Origin of the sequence: Pseudomonas sp. ANT_H4, assembly GCF_008369295.1 — a bacterium.
In the GTDB taxonomy this organism is placed as follows: domain Bacteria; phylum Pseudomonadota; class Gammaproteobacteria; order Pseudomonadales; family Pseudomonadaceae; genus Aquipseudomonas.
In genome coordinates, this window is the sequence record NZ_VOBG01000048.1 from 1 (window position 1) to 14,981 (window position 14,981).

Sequence of the window (14,981 nt, forward strand, 5' to 3'; positions counted from 1 at the left end):
GCCGCATGAGTGGACGACCGCTTAATCACGTGAACTTGCGCAAAATGAATGCAAAATAGTTAGAAGAATTAAGCTATTGAATTGTATGGATAAAATCACGACTAACTGTTAGCTTGGGTCCAGAACTGTCACAGTCGATCAGCGCAAAGACCGGGTCAGGCTTTTTCATGGCTGCGCACGCTGTACATCACGACACCCCAAACCAGTAACTCTTCCCCATCCATCATGTACCGCGAAGGATATTTGGGATTCTCAGACTTCAAAATAATCTGGTCGCACTTCTTGACCAGCCGTTTACAGACGGGCTCGCAATCCACTGCTGCAATGACGATATGCCCGGACTCCACTTCCATGGATCTGTCCACAACGGCCAAGTCACCAGGAAAAATACCGGCACCGATCATGCTGTCGCCTTCGATGCGCACGAGATACATGTGGGGAGCGCGGAGATCCAGGAGCTCGTCCAATGAGACCTTCTGCTCATGATGATCTGGCGTTTTAAATACGGCCATTTCTCATATGTTTATGTGGTGACAAATTCATCTACCCTTATCATAAACAATATTTCCATACCCCATTCTATTTATATGTTGGAGTAACGTGCAGCGAAATATAAATTGTCTATGCTGTACACGCGCATAAAACAATTTCATATTTGCAAGCTACTTTTGCAGCTGAGACTGAGCAGAAAAATGCCCAACTCCAACTTTTACGTGTTCCATCCAGACGAGCCGCTTTTGAAAAAAAATGGATTCGACAGCATTGCGCATGTCCCAGTCATCTTTGACGGTGAATGGACCTACCACCGTGAGGCCTCAAGATATCTTCGTGAACGCGCAACACCAACTCCAGCCGATGTTGAGGCTGGCGCGTTACGAACGGTTCGTCAGCCTACCCGCGCATCTTTGAATACGTTCGCAGCGCAGATAGTTAATTTCTTGGAGTGGTGTGCGGCACGTGGCAAAGATTGGAAAACGCTCGACTATGCCCGTGACATCGTTGCAGGGTATGAGCATGAAATGGCGACTGGTTCATTTACAGCGGATGGCTGTCCCCTTGAAAATTCAACCATCAATCAACGGGTTGATACGGCTTGCAGTTTCTTAATATGGGCATTGAAAAAGGGCCTACGCGAGCCGTTCGATATTCCTACATTTACGAGAAGCTATCTGCAAAGTGGCATAACTTCGACACATGCACGAGTCGTCGAATACACGACACGAGCAAACAAGCGCCGCCTGAAGCCGAAAAATTTACGGATACCTACTGACGAACAGATTCGGAAGTGGCTGAACTCGGTCCGGATACGGTATGGCCGCACGAAGGCACTGATGATAGAGCTCATCTTGAATACCGGAGTTCGGCGGCAAGAGGCTGTGGAGTGGAGACTCGACACCTTGCCTGATGATAGGAACAAGTGGCGCATGGGTCACGTAGCCGCAACGAATGTCGTTGTCACTATCGAGCACGGCGCTAAGGGCGGCAAGAGACTGAAGGATGATGAAGAAGTTGGTCCTCCACGAAGCATCGTGATACCGATGGCACTGGCCGGCCGACTCTGGCACTACATTGAGTTTGAGCGGCCTAGGTTGCTGAAAATGTACATCAAGTCAGGCAAGACAAAAGCGGAACAAGAAGAGCGCCGCCGCAACCCGCCCCAGCAGGTGTTCCTTTCTGACTTTACAGGCATGCCAGTGTCGGCGCAAAAATTATACGAAGCATGGGCCAGCGCCCCCTCGCTACCATTTGAAGGCTGGTCACCGCACTTGGGACGTCATTACTGGGCCTGTAAGACGCTCCTGCTTGAGCTTGAACGCATGAGAACACAGACTCGATTGGCACTTGAAACCAACCTACCCATTAATTGGATAACAGGAAGTGCCATCGACATTATCCAATTGACTATCCAGCCACAACTCGGTCATATCGACAAGAAGACCACAGAGATGTATCTGACCTGGGTACGGGACGTGTTCGACATTATCGAACTTCATAACGCGTATGCACTGGAATTAGGTGACCTTACGTGCGAGGAGACAGAATGACCGAGTCAATCCGAAAAAAAAACAAAGCCAGGCATACTCCGACACTGACGATTTTGGCTTGCGAGGCCGATGGTAATTCGCTCCGCTTCATATCCACTCACGCTACGAAGCCTTCCCTATTCGATGCAACAGCATTTGCAGAGGGGCGCACATTGCCGGAACGCGCACATGCTTGGGACAAAGGGGGACACAGCGGTCGCCCGAGACTGACAGCTGCTCTCATGCCTCATATTCGGAGTCGTTATGGCGCTGCACCTCAAAAGACATTGATTCACCTTATTTCGGCTATGCGGGCGTGGTGGCGATTGTTTGATAAGTACACCGATATCAAACCGGTCGAAGACATCGAAGATATCGATGAATTCGTACATGGAGCCCTGGCACTCAAAGAGGGTTTCACACACGGAACGAGTATCTTTCTGGTTGTGCTTAATGATGCAAGAAAGACAAGGAAGCAGCATCCCCTGGATATTCGCCTCCCTCGACCATCACCACAACACACTTCTTTGCCAGACCAAAAGCACATTAATGCTATTGCAATAGCATTAACCAGGAAGATCCGAGAAATGTTCCTTATGTGGAAACAGGCTGATGAAATCATTGCCGAGATGAGTGGATGGCACATAGCGTCGAGTGGCTGGACTCCCGGCCATTGGCATGGTGCATTCAACGAACGGCATGCTCACTGCGCCTATAGACAAGCGTGCACTGAACTGGGCAATCCAGTCGTGCGCCGAGACCAGTACGTGGCATGGCTTGGTCTACAGAATACTGAAAACTACAACAACCCTTTCGTTGCCGGCTTTCCTGCTGCAGTTAGCGGACTATACCCGAACCGCAAACAGTCAGCACATTTTTTATACCTATTTCTGTGTAAAACAGGGTGGAATCTTCAAACAGCACTCGATATTGATGTCGATGATTACTGGCGTCCGCACCCAACCAACAAATCTTTCGCCATCATCTATGCTGTTAAAGACAGGGCGAACGGCGAGTACCAGCGAGCAGCCAGTGAAGTGAAGCCCAAGCTGTCAGCTTATAACTTGTTGGTGGCAGTGATAGCTAGAACTGAGCCACTGCGAGAACAACTAAAGACGGAGTTAAATCAGCTGGAAAGGTTAAAAGAGGACAACCCTGACGCGGCGAATGAAGAAACACACCTCAAAATCAATGAGCTGAAGCGATGCATCAAGTCGCCTTGGCTTCACGTGATCACGAAAGAGTCGAGCCCAATTTCTGCGTTAAATAATAGGGTCGTTTACGAGTCTGAACAGCGTTTATCAACATTAATCTTTGAAATCAACACACAAAGAAATAAAGACGACCAGATTGACAGTTCAATAAAAATTGGTGATTTTCGGGACGCTTATATTTCTGCACAATATCGGCGCAGTAACTACTCATGGAGTGTTGCACACCTTGCTGCAGGCCATAAAAATATCCAGTCGCTGGTCCACTATCTGCGGAAACGGCAATGGAAAGCCCATGGTGAGCGGACGATGTATGGTTTTACAAAAGCGTTGTGGGACGAAATTCGAGCAACGAATGCCGTAGACCCTGCCATCCTGCATGCGCTCGTCCAAAGAGGTGAAGTCACTGAGGAGCAGCGAAAGCGGTGGGCGGCCCATAAGGACCGAACGAGGGTTGGAACCGGATGCAAGGATTTTAAAAATCCGCCCAAATCGCTCGCGCCTGAGCATATGCCTGGTGAAGGCTGCCGCATACAACGCTGCTCATTGTGCCCAAATGCAGTGATATTCGAAGACAGCATGGACGCCCTCGCAAGAAGGCTGGCGCAATTGCATACGATTAAAGAAAATATCCCATTGCCGTCTTGGTACGGTTCCTCTTGGCCCAATGAGACGGAAAGTACGGAGCGAATCTTATATGAAAACTGGGATGCTGCCTCAGTTGACAGCCGGATTTCCCATTGGAAGAAGCAAGTAGCTAGCGCCATACAAACTCTATTGGCTATGGAGGGTGAATATGCAGCCTAACCCAACAGCGATGGCTCCAGAGTCATCGCTTGAGCATCTGCGGTCACAAGCAAGCATGACCATAAACGCAAAGAGCATCCATCGCCTAAATCGACCGGAGCTACTCCGACTACAAAATGCTCTCGGCCTTGGCTCCAAGTGGGGCGTAATCGAAATCCCCAGAGCATGGATGCCGGCCGGGGCGGCCAGCATCGACGCGCGCAGAATTCAATATTTGGAGAAGGTCTGCGGTGTGCAGAACGCATCACCAGACACAAAAGAACTGGCAGTCACAGTTGCGACGCGGTATGTCCTACTGCTCTTTATGGCACCGAATCCAATCTCAGGACATCTGAAACCTAATACCGTGGTCTCGCAACTACTGGTGGCGAAGGACTACTTTAGAGCCGCAGTAAACCTCGCATCAGTGACGCCTGGATATTTACTGAACCGACTTACCGAAGAGGACATTGAGAAGGCAATTTCATACACCGAAATAAAAAGGTTACGTTATTGGGCATCCAAAGAATGGTGGGACGATTTGCCGAAAGTTGACTTGTACCAGATCGAAGAACAGTCACGTAAGAGCGAAAAGGCAAGACAACCAAGAGGAAGTAAGGACATTGACCCATGGCTCCCACTGCCTGACCAGTTCGTGGCAGACGCTGGTGCGCGGGTACTTTGGCTAGTTGAACACATGGGGCCAGCAATCATTGACTGTGCTGAAAGCATATTGAACGCATGGGAGAAACTCAACATATCCCATTTTGCCGAGACGACACAAGCCACCAAAAGGACGGAGGCGGCGGACGCGATTCTTTCGGAATACGTATGGAAAGATGCAGACGGTAATGTGCTTGAGCAGATACCTATCCCACTGAGTTACACCGGGACTTGCAGAAAAAAAAAGGCAAGCGCCTGGCCGCCGTGTCATACGCATGAAGTAAAGGCCCTTTTGCGCCTGCTACAGGCCAGCCATTTATTTATTGTGCTGTTGAGTACCGGTGCAAGGATAGGCGAGGCGCTTTCTTTGAATGAAGGTTGCCTAATTGAATCGAAAGATGGTACGAATCTGATTAATGGCAGAACGTACAAATTGAAGGCCCAAAGAGGCGGTGAGGAACGAGATTGGCCTCTACCAAGCATCGGCGCTACAGCACTCAATCAACAGGAGCGGGTAGCAAAAATTATTCGACGCTGGAACAGAGTCACAAATAGGGTCGGGCATTTTAGAGAAACCAACTGTATCTGGCGCTTGTTACGGCAGAGCGACGTAGATAACGATTCGGCCGACGCGGGCTACAATATAGAACTTACGCTGATTGTAGAGTCGTTCAGTCTCGCAGCTTCGCTGGGGGAAAAACCTATTCACGCGCACAGATGTCGAAAAACACTGGCCAGGCTACTTGCGCTATGTATCGTGGGGGCTCCGAAAATTGTGATGGACTTGTTCGGTCATAAGAATATCGAAATGACGTTGCACTACATCCTGACTGACCCGCTAATACGGGCTGAAATGGAAGAAGTGGCACAAGCTCAGACAATCATGCTTGCCTGTGACGCTATTGCACATGCCGATGAAAACGGTGGACCGGCAGCGCCAATCATAAGAGAGGCAGTAAGACAGGAGAAAGTACGATTGGCAAAAGACAAGTTAGGTGTCGATGACATACGCGACCTAGCGGATACTGCGACACTGTCTGGAAAAATGTGGATTTTGGTGCGGCCTGGCGTGGTGTGCACCAAGGGGCCTAAACAGGCTGGCCCTTGCACTCGCAATGTGGGAAGCCCTGAGCCTTCGCGCTGCCGGTCGTCGTGCGAAAATCGCCTTGAGGAGTACTTCTTACGAGACGAGGTGGACAATACGATGGAGTTCTGCGTTTCAGAATTGGAAGAAGCTATCAAGAATGACGAATCGCATCAGGCCGAATACTGGATTGGTCAAATATGCGCCAATATCAACCGCTTTGCCGACATCCGCCAAAAGTGGCAGACCAATCCTATAGTCGCTTACGCACTGGCTAACTCTGCCCTAAAGGATGCAACATGACTCCGAAGAACACTTCACTGCCCAACGGGCTTCAAGACTACGCCAAGTCCCGCTCTAGCTCATTTGTTTCAAAACTGAAGCAAGCCATGGCACTTATCGAGAGTGAAGTTGAACAGAACGAAGGGTTGTATCCGCTCAATGGAGGCAGACTTACGAAAGCCGAGTTATGCCGGCGGGCGCATGTAGATGACCAGACACTTCAAAACAAGACGCACAAAGCCACCACAAACAAGATGGTGGATGAATGGATAGAACACGTTAAAGGTAAAATTTCACAGGGAGAACTCGTTGTACGTAGGGCTGTTACCGAGCGCGCTGAACATTGGAAGCGGGAGCATGCTCGCATAGCCAACGCTTATGCCCTGGCTGAACTTGAACACAACGAGAGACTCATTGAGTTGGCGGCGCTCGGAAAGGAAAATTATGAACTAAAACGGGAAAATGATGAACTCCGCGAAATGCTGAGTAGGGCCGGCAGCAAGAACATCGCTTCTATTCGTCCGAAAGGAAAATAGCAAGCGCTTATACCAAAAGCAAAATATTATCAGTAACCCGCTCTAGGGATAGTCTGAAGTAGCCATGTGTTTCTCGCTGACTTCGGCCACCGCCGATTTTGAAAGTGGCGAGTCGATCCAAAACGCTCAGATCACTCACTCATTCCTGTCTTTTTAGTTGCTGCAAGCACCTCGCGGAGGCTATTCCCCACATTACAGGCGCACCTCTCCTGCATTGCTCAATAAATGTCGGCGGGCCATCCACAGATTCGACAGCGCAAACAGCGTCACCAGCTGTGTCGTGTTCTTGGCCAGGCCACGGAAGCGCGTCTTCACATAACCGAACTGGCGCTTGATCACCCGGAACGGGTGCTCGACCTTCGCCCTTACCTGCGCCTTGGCTTTTTCGATCTTGCGCTTGGCTTTGTACAGATCGCTGCGCTTGCCCAGTTTCTGGTAGGTGCTGCGTCGGGCGGCAATCTGCCAGATGACCTGGCGACCTTCATGCTCGGGGCGTTTCTCCACTCCGGTATAGGTGTTCGGCCACGGCCGAAAGTGCGGCATAACGCTCTTCGGTTGTTACCAGCGACAACGCCAAGCTAAGCCCTGAAAGCTCTGGTTGGGGCTGGCCATATGGTTGGCCAATGGCCCAAATGAAGGGGCGAAACGCTGACCTAGAAGTGCTGTCAGGGAAAATAAACCAAGGACCCGGGTCGCGGCTGCCTGGGTTAAACCACCAGCGCCTCAAGTACGAGTCCTCCGATCGAGCTTGCTTAAGCTGTTCGGGAGCAACGTCTGGATGTGAGATGGGGACGGTAAAAATGCCAAGCGTTTCAATCCCGCCCTCCGATATCCGCTCGGCGTGTGGAAAGCAAACTGCCCCCGTTTCGAGGTCGCACAGAAGCTTCGCTGTGTAACGCCCCACTTGAATGGAGGCCACTGACGTATTGAGCTCCTGGCATTCGATGGTCACTGTCGCATCGAGCGACTCAGTGCATGCGAGCATTTCCTGGATCGGCCGAATGTAGTCAAAAAGCCGGATTTCCTCGGACACACCGTACTCTAAAGTCCGAGTCAGAAGCGGACGGCCTTGCGCGCTGTCTCGAAGCAAAAGGCACACATGCCAGTGCCGACGATGCTGCCCGGGTAGTAGCCGAAGGCGGCTGCCAAGTAGATCGTTAACATCAATCCGCTGATGAGGCTGCATCCGCCGCCCTTCAGGATCAAGAAAGACTGCTCCGGTCGCTGGAAAGGGGACTATCAGATGCTGCGTTTGGTTGCCCGGCCAGGCGAGGGTGAGGGTGAGGGTTACTTCCGCCGGCACGGAGTGGTCATGTGCCCGTAAAGTGAGCTTCCAATCGCGTCCTAGTTGCTCTGCGACTAGATTGCAGGAGTCATTTTCACAACCCACGCCCAGAGCTGGCCAAGATCGGAGCCACAGAACACCACCGCGGCTGTCGCTCTCCGCGCTTACCTCGACCGAAGCATCGGCGGGCAGGCAAACCACTTTCAGCCGAGTCTGTATCGTATCGGCATACTTCCATAGAAGAGTCCCCATACCCACAGGCGGTGAGCGAAACGAAACGACGGATGGGTTGGGGGTCGGTCAGTCTGGAGCCCACGTACCGACTACGAAGTGGATGGATTTCAATTAATCCTGGGCGCTTACAAGCCGAAGTCGAGCTGATGAACATGGTCGGGACTGGCCTGACCCAGGCTGCTTTGTACACTCTCATGCCCGATTTCGGTCAGTCGCGACAGGCAGAAATCGGCCATTAGCTGCCATTTGTGACCGGCCGCAATCCGCCATATGGACGTTCAGGGCGAACTGATCATTAGGCTTCAAAGTTTCCAGGAGACTTGGAGCTGTTCAAACCAGAGAAGGCTGACATTGCGCAGCCGCCTAGTAGCGTCACCTTAAAAATTATATTTATGCTGGCCTCTTGAAACCTACATAAGTGACCTCATTTTACCATCATAAAGCCACTACAATGGAGCGCTCCATGGCGGCACATAGCGGTAGCATCAAAATTCTCAGCCTAAATGGTGGGGGGGCTAGAGGTCTGTTTACCATCAATGTGCTCGCTGAGATTGAGCGAATCATTGAGCAACAGACCGGGCAGTCGAACGTAAAAGCAGGAGAGTACTTCGACCTGATTACGGGCACCTCAATTGGTGGAATTCTGGCGTTAGGGCTCGCATCCGGAAAAAGTGCCAGGGAGCTAGAGGCGGTCTTCCGCGTCCAGGCCCCCCTAATCTTTCCCCGTATGAGCTCTTGGCGGAAAAAATGGAGGGCTGCTTTTAGTGCCCGATACAGCAGCAAACCACTCTTTGACGCCGTCGCAAGGATGATTGGAGCCGATGCCACATTTGGTGACTTGACACGTCGCGTCATGATTCCCGCTGTGAACCTCTCGACCGGCAAACCCCAGTTTTTCAAAACTCCTCATAATCCGGCGTTCAATCGTGACGGTCGTCTCAAGCTGATAGATGCAGCAATGGCTACATCGGCTGCACCTACCTACTTTGCGCCTCATCATTGCGTGGATTTGGATGCGTACTTCGCTGATGGAGGCTTGGTTGCTAACAACCCAAGCTTCATCGGACTACATGAAGTTTTCCGGGACATGACTAGCGACTTTCCGGACGCCACGGTTGCCGATGTCAAGATATTGAATGTCGGCACACTGGGGGAGGAGTACACGGTGAGTCCAGCCGCGCTAGAGTCAAAGCGCAACAGTGGCTATCTCGGATTGTGGGGCCTTGGTGAGCGATTGGTGCTGACCACTATGACCGCGAATCAGCAGCTTCATAAAGCAATGTTGGAGCGGGAGCTCAGAACGTATAACGCATCAGAAAACTACGTCTATCTTGACGATATCGTTCCTAACGAAGCTGCATCCGATATCACTCTGGATAACGCAAGCGAAAGTAGCTTGCGTAACCTCGCAAGCCGGGGAAAACAGCTGGCTACTAACGAGTTCACCAAGAACCCTCTATTGCAAGCCTTCTTCAAACATCCGGCAGCACCCTTTGCTGTACCTGGTCCCGTCCAACAGGAGTAAAAGTGATGAGTTGGAATTTCCACCGCTATTACAACGACAGCACCGACGGGCTCATTAGTAAGTTGAGATTAGCAGAGCCCTGTGTCGTGAAGCTTAAAGGATTGCGCGACCTAGTCCGAATCCGCACAAAAGAGGTTTTCAACGAAGCGAAAGAGCTCGTCAGAACATCCAGTGCGACCATCTCTCTCGAAAGTATTACAGCTCGAGTTGCGAACTCTCGGCTAAAACATCTTAGTCCGCAAGCTCAGACTGAGGCAGCAAAGCTTCTCAGAGACATGGATGATGAAGCGCGGAAAGCTTTTCTGTCTCTTACACCGCGCTTTTGGACACAGGGAAGTTTTCAGTACGATACTCTCAATTATCCGTACGCCACCCCGCCTCAGGAAATGGACATAGATGATGGCACATATCTCCCAATGGCCATCTTTGAAGATCGCCCCGTTATTGGCCACCAACTGCTCCTGCTTCTTGTGGACTCATCGCTGAAGTCCTTGGTGCATGAAAACGTAGGCTGGCAATTTGAGGCCAAGCGAACCTGTGCTCGAATCAAAATCCCTGCAGAGCACACACATATTGATGTCCCTATGTATGCAATTCCAGAAGACCAATTTTTGCTCAAGGAAGTAGCTCTGGCGAAAAGCCGTGGCATGGTCATGGATTCGATAAATGGGTCGCTTTCATTAGAAAGTGCCGACTATGAGCTTGATGAGGACTGCGTGAACCTGGCGTTGCGCGAAGGTGATCAAAAGTGGATGAAGAGTGATCCCAAAATTGTCGAAGACTGGTTCAACAATAGTTGCCGGCGCATTGGCCCTCACCTACGCAGTATTTGCCGTTTTATGAAATCGTGGCGAGATGTTCAATGGGAAAAGGGTGGGGGCCCTTCGTCTATTTCACTGATGGCCGCTACCGTCAGTATTCTTGATCGGATTGCACACGATAGAAATGATCTTGGTGCAACGATGCGAATGCTCGCAAAGTACCTTCCTGACGAGTTCTCAAAGGGGGTGGAAAGCCCAGACCACACTGACGAGAAACCGCTCTTTCCGCCGCGTATTGAGCACGAGGAGCGCGAGGTGGAAATCATGGCAGGACTCTCTGAGCTGCACGGTATTTTGATTGATGCTCAGCAGTGCTTATCTAAAGAACTCGCTCTCCAATCTATCAATCGTGCGTTCGGCCAGCGGGTGCTCAAAAGCGACCTTATCGTTAGTGAAAAGTCTGCCCCTGCGTTTGCCAATGAGCCTACACGTGGCGCCCAAGCTGCGACCATCAGCAACACCATGGCGAGCGGTTAACACTAAATGCTTAGTGAGCTTCATCAGGTATTGCTGGGGTGTGGGTTTCAATACACCAAGGCCCGGCACATCCCGGAAGGCACGCCTCTGTGTCTCCTCGACGTCGCCAAAGGGTTTTACGTCAAATCTTATGGAACTACGGGTGGCGAGTTCAGCATTGCTTTGAGCCTCCCTATAGACCCTCATATCACTTTACCTAATGCGTACATTCTCAAAAAACCTGACCAGTACAAGAATCGATTGCTGCCACATGTCAATCTGGGGTGGTACCTGTGCTATGTCCGAGAGATGGAAGCTGACTGGGATGCGAATAATCTGCAGGAGCTCTATCTGCAGGTCGATTGCCAAATCCAAACTACGCTAAATGCCTCAGTCACCTCAGCGAATCAAGGTTCGCCCGATGACCGGGAAATGGAGGGCGAGTTCTCATCCTATTGGCTACCCCAGAAGAAGTTATATCTTCTCTCAGATGCATCAGAAAAATTAGAAATGGAATGTTATGTGACTCTCAATGAGAGCGGATTAGCAAACCCAGGAAAGGCCTCAGGTGAGGAGTGGGTTGCCTATGAGAAAGGGGACGAAAGCGAATTCAATGAGTGGCTGAGGCAGAGATGCCTTACGAAGCAAGACGGAAGGACGATTCTCACAAGCTACTTCAAAATCAACCCTTCCCGCCTAGCTGGTGTTGAATGGCCGCCACAAAATCTCCGGGCACTACTCCAGTGGCTTACCGAGGTAGATCTAAGTGCTCGTAGCCGCCTGCTGGATCACTTTGTGAATAATCCAGTGAAACGACATGTGCTTCTTTTCGATGTTCGTCACCAGGACTTGGTCGGGCTCTTTGTTGAGCTCGATATTGCTGCGACTGGATTGAATACCTATCCCCAGAAAAACAATCGGAAGAAACGCACGGGACGTGTAGTCAAATCGAAGACGCTGATCACATGTCTTTCCGCCAAGCGCTCGGTTCATAAATTCTCTCGGCTTGAGGTAACTAGAGCAGACAGAAAGACGATTTTGAGCCGTAACCGCCGTCGATCTGCAACCGGCGACTTGAGTACTAAACGCATTGCGCTCCTAGGCTGTGGAACCATAGGTGGATATCTATGTGGGTTGCTGCTTCGCTCTGGCGCAGGTTGCGGAAACGCTCGATTTGATCTCTACGACGACGACTCATTCGGTCCTCAAAACTTTGGACGCCATCCACTCTCAACCGTGGATTTTGGGCAGAACAAAGCAAAAGCTTTAGCAGCCACGCTTAAAGCCTCTACACATTTGAATTGTAAGGTAGAGGGAAAGCCCGCTAATTTTTCAATTACCCCCGAGATGTTGAACCAGTACGACATCGTCATTGATGCAACTGGCCGGCCTCCAGTGGCAAAACGCTTGGCCCACGTAGTTCGCACAATACCAAACAACAAGCGTCCCAAGGTTGTTCACGGATTTAACGATGGCAACGGTCGCTCATCAAAAGTCATGATTGACGATGGTAGTTGTTGCTACGGGTGCATGCTTATGGATCCCGCCTTTTACAAAAATGGCTTGGATCTACGGTTCAGTAAAATCAATACGGCCGAGGAACGCTTCGTCAGTTGCGGGAATACCTTCACACCCTATGACGCGGCGGTCAGCGTGATCACCGCGGCTATGATGCAGGAAGCTGTACTTTCGATTTTGGAGCCAAGTCTTAGCTGGACGTACAGCGAACACATGTTGGACGGCAGTCGTTCCAAACAAGCTAGACTTTTACCTAAACAACGCACTTGTCCCATTTGCCATGACTGACACTGAGCTGACATTTACAGATAAGCATGGTGGGTTGCTAGTGATCACGCCTTCTCCTCTAAAGAGAATGCTGGCCTACCGCCAACTAAGCTGGTTTAGCACCGAAGCTGCCGGAGTACTCATCGGGGAGCGTCGAGGGCCGCACTTGGTGGTTCATCGGATATCCGAGCCTGGACCTGGCGATATCAGGCATCGATGTTTTGTAGACCGAAGAGGAGCGCATCATCAAACTGCTGTAGATGAAGCCTTCATCAGTTCGTCAGGGATGCTTCAATATCTTGGGGAATGGCACACCCACCCGGAGGACTCTCCCTCGCCTTCATCTACAGATTTGGGCACATGGCAACGGCACCTTATTGCCGGCCACGAAAAAATGGTCTTATTGATAGTAGGTCGTAAGGAAATCTGGGCAGCCAAAAAGGACGCTCGAATAATTACCCCTCTTCTTGAGGCTTAATAATGGCTCGCTACTAAAAGTTCTTGAATAGGCGCAGCAACTGTAAAGAAAACAATCACTGTTCGGGTGGTACTAACTGACGGACCGCTTATGGCCGATTTCTGCCAGCGCCGACCGGCTGCAATGGGTCCAGAGTGTGTAAAAAAGCTTAGTCAAAATTGAAGTCTGCGCTTCTATGTGAAGTCTGAAGTTTATCGGCTGGTTGGCAGACCTGGATTTTACGTAGAGACGCGATTTTCAGCCCTGATTTGGGCGCCAATCTCGCTGAAAAACGTTTTTACACACTCTGGGCCGGTTAGCGACCACCACGCAGCATGACTGATCCACCCTTGTCCTCCCTCAGCGTGGAGGACAAGCCATGAAGATTATTGCTACATACAGCGTAAGCGTCCGAGCTACACCGCCTTGCAACTCAAACCTTAATCCGTTTAAACCACTGGTTCACGCGCTCGCACTCAAATGTCACCGGATCAAAAACATCGCCATGCCATTCAACCATGGCGTCATGCTCTGGATGATCGGGGTTGCCCATCGCCTCCAGAAACTCCTCGTAACCAGGCCCGCCACCCACGTCTTCCGGTGGGCAAGCATTGGCGCCGTCGATGCAATACGGCACCTGAGGACAGGCAACAGCGGGTAGCGTTTTTTCGACCTTGATACTGTGATGCCAGCTGTCACCAAAGTCGTAGAGATAATTGAATGTCCGCTTTCCGTTCAGCGCCTTGATCAGCGTTTTACGGGCTTCCGGGTTCACCGTCGGCCCCCAACCATCAGGGTCGGGCATGCCGTAATTCTCACCAGCAATTTCAAACTCATGCAGATGGCTATCACTCCAGCCCATCACGACCTGGATGACATGGTGCAGCTTGCCCAAGGTGATGTTTTCAGGCACCGCGAACCGACGCCAAATCTTCGGAGTGATCCACTTCAGCTCGATGTGCAGCAGTAACAGGTCGGGGGCGGGTTTGGGTAAACGGACAGTTTTAACCATGGATCAGGCGGCCTCGCAGTGTTCAGTGTGATTCAAAGAAATGTTCCAAGGCAGCAACTCGCTCACCCGATTGATCGGGTGTTCGGCAATGTGCTCAAGTACGTAGGCCAGATAGGCCTGTGGGTTTAACCCGTTTAGCTTGGCAGTACCCACCAGGCTGTAAATCGCAGCGGCTCGTTCTCCGCCGGCATCGGAACCGGCAAACAGGTAGTTTTTGCGGCCCAGCGCGACGGCGCGTAGCGCCCGTTCGGCGGCGTTGTTGTCGATTTCGATTCGGCCGTCATTGCAGTAGCGCGTTAGGGCCTGCCACCGGTTGAGGGCATAGAGGATTGCACCGCCCAATGCCGACTTTTTCGACAGTTGAGTCAGCGTCTGATTAAGCCATGCGTGCAGGTGTTCCAGCAGCGGACTGGCCCGACTTTGCCGAACCGTTTTTCGCAGGTTGGGCGGCTGCCCTCGGATCTCGCTTTCGATGGCATACAGGGCCGCAATCCGTTGCAGCGCCTCGGCGGCAAGGGGTGAAGCCAAGTCTTTGTAGACATCGTAAAACTTGCGCCGGGCGTGAGCCCAGCATGCAGCTTCCTCAATAGTGCCCGTCGCATACAGCTGAGCAAAACCGGCGTAGCCGTCAGCCTGCAAGATCCCGCTAAAGCCCTTGAGATGAGCGCGCGGATGTTGCCCCTTGCGATCCGACGAGTAGGCAAACCAGACCGCCGCCGGTGTCGAGTCACCCGCAGGTCGGTCGTCCCGCACGTATGTCCACAGGCGAGCCGTTTTGGTCTTGCCGTTGCCCGGCGCGAGCACGCCAATCGGCGTGTCG

Annotated in this window: 12 protein-coding genes and 1 pseudogene; 8 read left to right on the forward strand and 5 right to left on the reverse strand. The window is 51.5% G+C overall.

Annotated features, from left to right (window positions below):
• Nucleotides 1-155 precede the first annotated feature (155 nt).
• Nucleotides 156-512: a LexA family transcriptional regulator gene (locus FQ182_RS28990; protein ID WP_149414982.1), complete on the reverse strand. Its 357-nt coding sequence runs from the start codon at nt 510-512 to the stop codon at nt 156-158.
• A gap of 180 nt (nt 513-692) precedes the next feature.
• Between FQ182_RS28990 and FQ182_RS28995 the strand changes: the two genes are divergently transcribed.
• Genes FQ182_RS28995 through FQ182_RS29010 form a run of 4 tightly spaced genes read left to right on the forward strand, consistent with a single transcriptional unit; the run spans nt 693 to nt 6,586 of the window.
• Nucleotides 693-2,045: a site-specific integrase gene (locus FQ182_RS28995; RefSeq protein WP_146426085.1), complete on the forward strand. Its 1,353-nt coding sequence runs from the start codon at nt 693-695 to the stop codon at nt 2,043-2,045.
• Nucleotides 2,042-4,042, forward strand: coding sequence for a hypothetical protein (locus tag FQ182_RS29000; RefSeq protein WP_149414981.1), 2,001 nt, complete (start codon nt 2,042-2,044; stop codon nt 4,040-4,042). Before FQ182_RS28995 ends, FQ182_RS29000 begins: the two co-directional genes overlap by 4 nt.
• On the forward strand, nt 4,032-6,071 hold the full coding sequence (locus FQ182_RS29005; RefSeq protein ID WP_146427730.1) for a tyrosine-type recombinase/integrase: 2,040 nt from the start codon (nt 4,032-4,034) through the stop codon (nt 6,069-6,071). Before FQ182_RS29000 ends, FQ182_RS29005 begins: the two co-directional genes overlap by 11 nt.
• Nucleotides 6,068-6,586, forward strand: coding sequence for a hypothetical protein (locus tag FQ182_RS29010; RefSeq protein WP_146427732.1), 519 nt, complete (start codon nt 6,068-6,070; stop codon nt 6,584-6,586). Before FQ182_RS29005 ends, FQ182_RS29010 begins: the two co-directional genes overlap by 4 nt.
• Nucleotides 6,587-6,778: 192 nt before the next feature.
• Here the strand turns inward: FQ182_RS29010 and FQ182_RS29015 are convergent.
• Both FQ182_RS29015 and FQ182_RS31090 read right to left on the reverse strand, forming a co-directional pair.
• Nucleotides 6,779-7,099, reverse strand: a pseudogene (locus FQ182_RS29015) (transposase); the annotation flags it as partial.
• On the reverse strand, nt 7,068-8,123 hold the full coding sequence (locus tag FQ182_RS31090) for an STY4851/ECs_5259 family protein (protein WP_218575113.1): 1,056 nt from the start codon (nt 8,121-8,123) through the stop codon (nt 7,068-7,070). The pseudogene FQ182_RS29015 and the gene FQ182_RS31090, both read right to left, overlap by 32 nt.
• Before the next feature lie 445 nt (nt 8,124-8,568).
• Between FQ182_RS31090 and FQ182_RS29020 the strand changes: the two genes are divergently transcribed.
• From FQ182_RS29020 to FQ182_RS31095, 4 genes are all read left to right on the forward strand, one after another.
• Complete coding sequence (locus FQ182_RS29020) at nt 8,569-9,630, forward strand: CBASS cGAMP-activated phospholipase (protein WP_256666383.1); 1,062 nt, start codon at nt 8,569-8,571, stop codon at nt 9,628-9,630.
• Between the two features lie 5 nt (nt 9,631-9,635).
• Nucleotides 9,636-10,928, forward strand: coding sequence for a cyclic GMP-AMP synthase DncV-like nucleotidyltransferase (locus FQ182_RS29025; protein WP_149414980.1), 1,293 nt, complete (start codon nt 9,636-9,638; stop codon nt 10,926-10,928).
• Nucleotides 10,929-10,934: 6 nt separating this feature from the next.
• Nucleotides 10,935-12,713, forward strand: a complete 1,779-nt coding sequence (locus FQ182_RS29030) for an E2/UBC family protein (RefSeq protein WP_149414979.1) — start codon at nt 10,935-10,937, stop codon at nt 12,711-12,713.
• 67 nt (nt 12,714-12,780) lie between these two features.
• On the forward strand, nt 12,781-13,170 hold the full coding sequence (locus FQ182_RS31095; RefSeq protein ID WP_371923923.1) for a Mov34/MPN/PAD-1 family protein: 390 nt from the start codon (nt 12,781-12,783) through the stop codon (nt 13,168-13,170).
• A 412-nt stretch (nt 13,171-13,582) separates the two neighbouring features.
• On the opposite strand, the gene FQ182_RS29040 is transcribed toward FQ182_RS31095, so the two are convergent.
• Together FQ182_RS29040 and FQ182_RS29045 are read right to left on the reverse strand one after the other, a co-directional pair.
• Entirely contained in the window at nt 13,583-14,161 is a 579-nt protein-coding gene (locus FQ182_RS29040) for a plasmid pRiA4b ORF-3 family protein (protein WP_108524512.1), read from the reverse strand.
• 3 nt (nt 14,162-14,164) lie between these two features.
• On the reverse strand, nt 14,165-14,981 hold an 817-nt coding region (locus FQ182_RS29045), incomplete at its 5' end, for an IS66 family transposase (protein WP_149494069.1).

What these genes read in the sequence shown, in the direction of transcription:
- FQ182_RS28990 (WP_149414982.1), bottom strand. Translation starts at nt 512, where the DNA reads ATGGCCGTATTTAAAACGCCAGATCATCATGAGCAGAAGGTCTCATTG.
- FQ182_RS28995 (WP_146426085.1), top strand. Translation starts at nt 693, where the DNA reads ATGCCCAACTCCAACTTTTACGTGTTCCATCCAGACGAGCCGCTTTTG.
- FQ182_RS29000 (WP_149414981.1), top strand. Translation starts at nt 2,042, where the DNA reads ATGACCGAGTCAATCCGAAAAAAAAACAAAGCCAGGCATACTCCGACA.
- FQ182_RS29005 (WP_146427730.1), top strand. Translation starts at nt 4,032, where the DNA reads ATGCAGCCTAACCCAACAGCGATGGCTCCAGAGTCATCGCTTGAGCAT.
- FQ182_RS29010 (WP_146427732.1), top strand. Translation starts at nt 6,068, where the DNA reads ATGACTCCGAAGAACACTTCACTGCCCAACGGGCTTCAAGACTACGCC.
- FQ182_RS31090 (WP_218575113.1), bottom strand. Translation starts at nt 8,123, where the DNA reads ATGGGGACTCTTCTATGGAAGTATGCCGATACGATACAGACTCGGCTG.
- FQ182_RS29020 (WP_256666383.1), top strand. Translation starts at nt 8,569, where the DNA reads ATGGCGGCACATAGCGGTAGCATCAAAATTCTCAGCCTAAATGGTGGG.
- FQ182_RS29025 (WP_149414980.1), top strand. Translation starts at nt 9,636, where the DNA reads ATGAGTTGGAATTTCCACCGCTATTACAACGACAGCACCGACGGGCTC.
- FQ182_RS29030 (WP_149414979.1), top strand. Translation starts at nt 10,935, where the DNA reads ATGCTTAGTGAGCTTCATCAGGTATTGCTGGGGTGTGGGTTTCAATAC.
- FQ182_RS31095 (WP_371923923.1), top strand. Translation starts at nt 12,781, where the DNA reads ATGCTGGCCTACCGCCAACTAAGCTGGTTTAGCACCGAAGCTGCCGGA.
- FQ182_RS29040 (WP_108524512.1), bottom strand. Translation starts at nt 14,161, where the DNA reads ATGGTTAAAACTGTCCGTTTACCCAAACCCGCCCCCGACCTGTTACTG.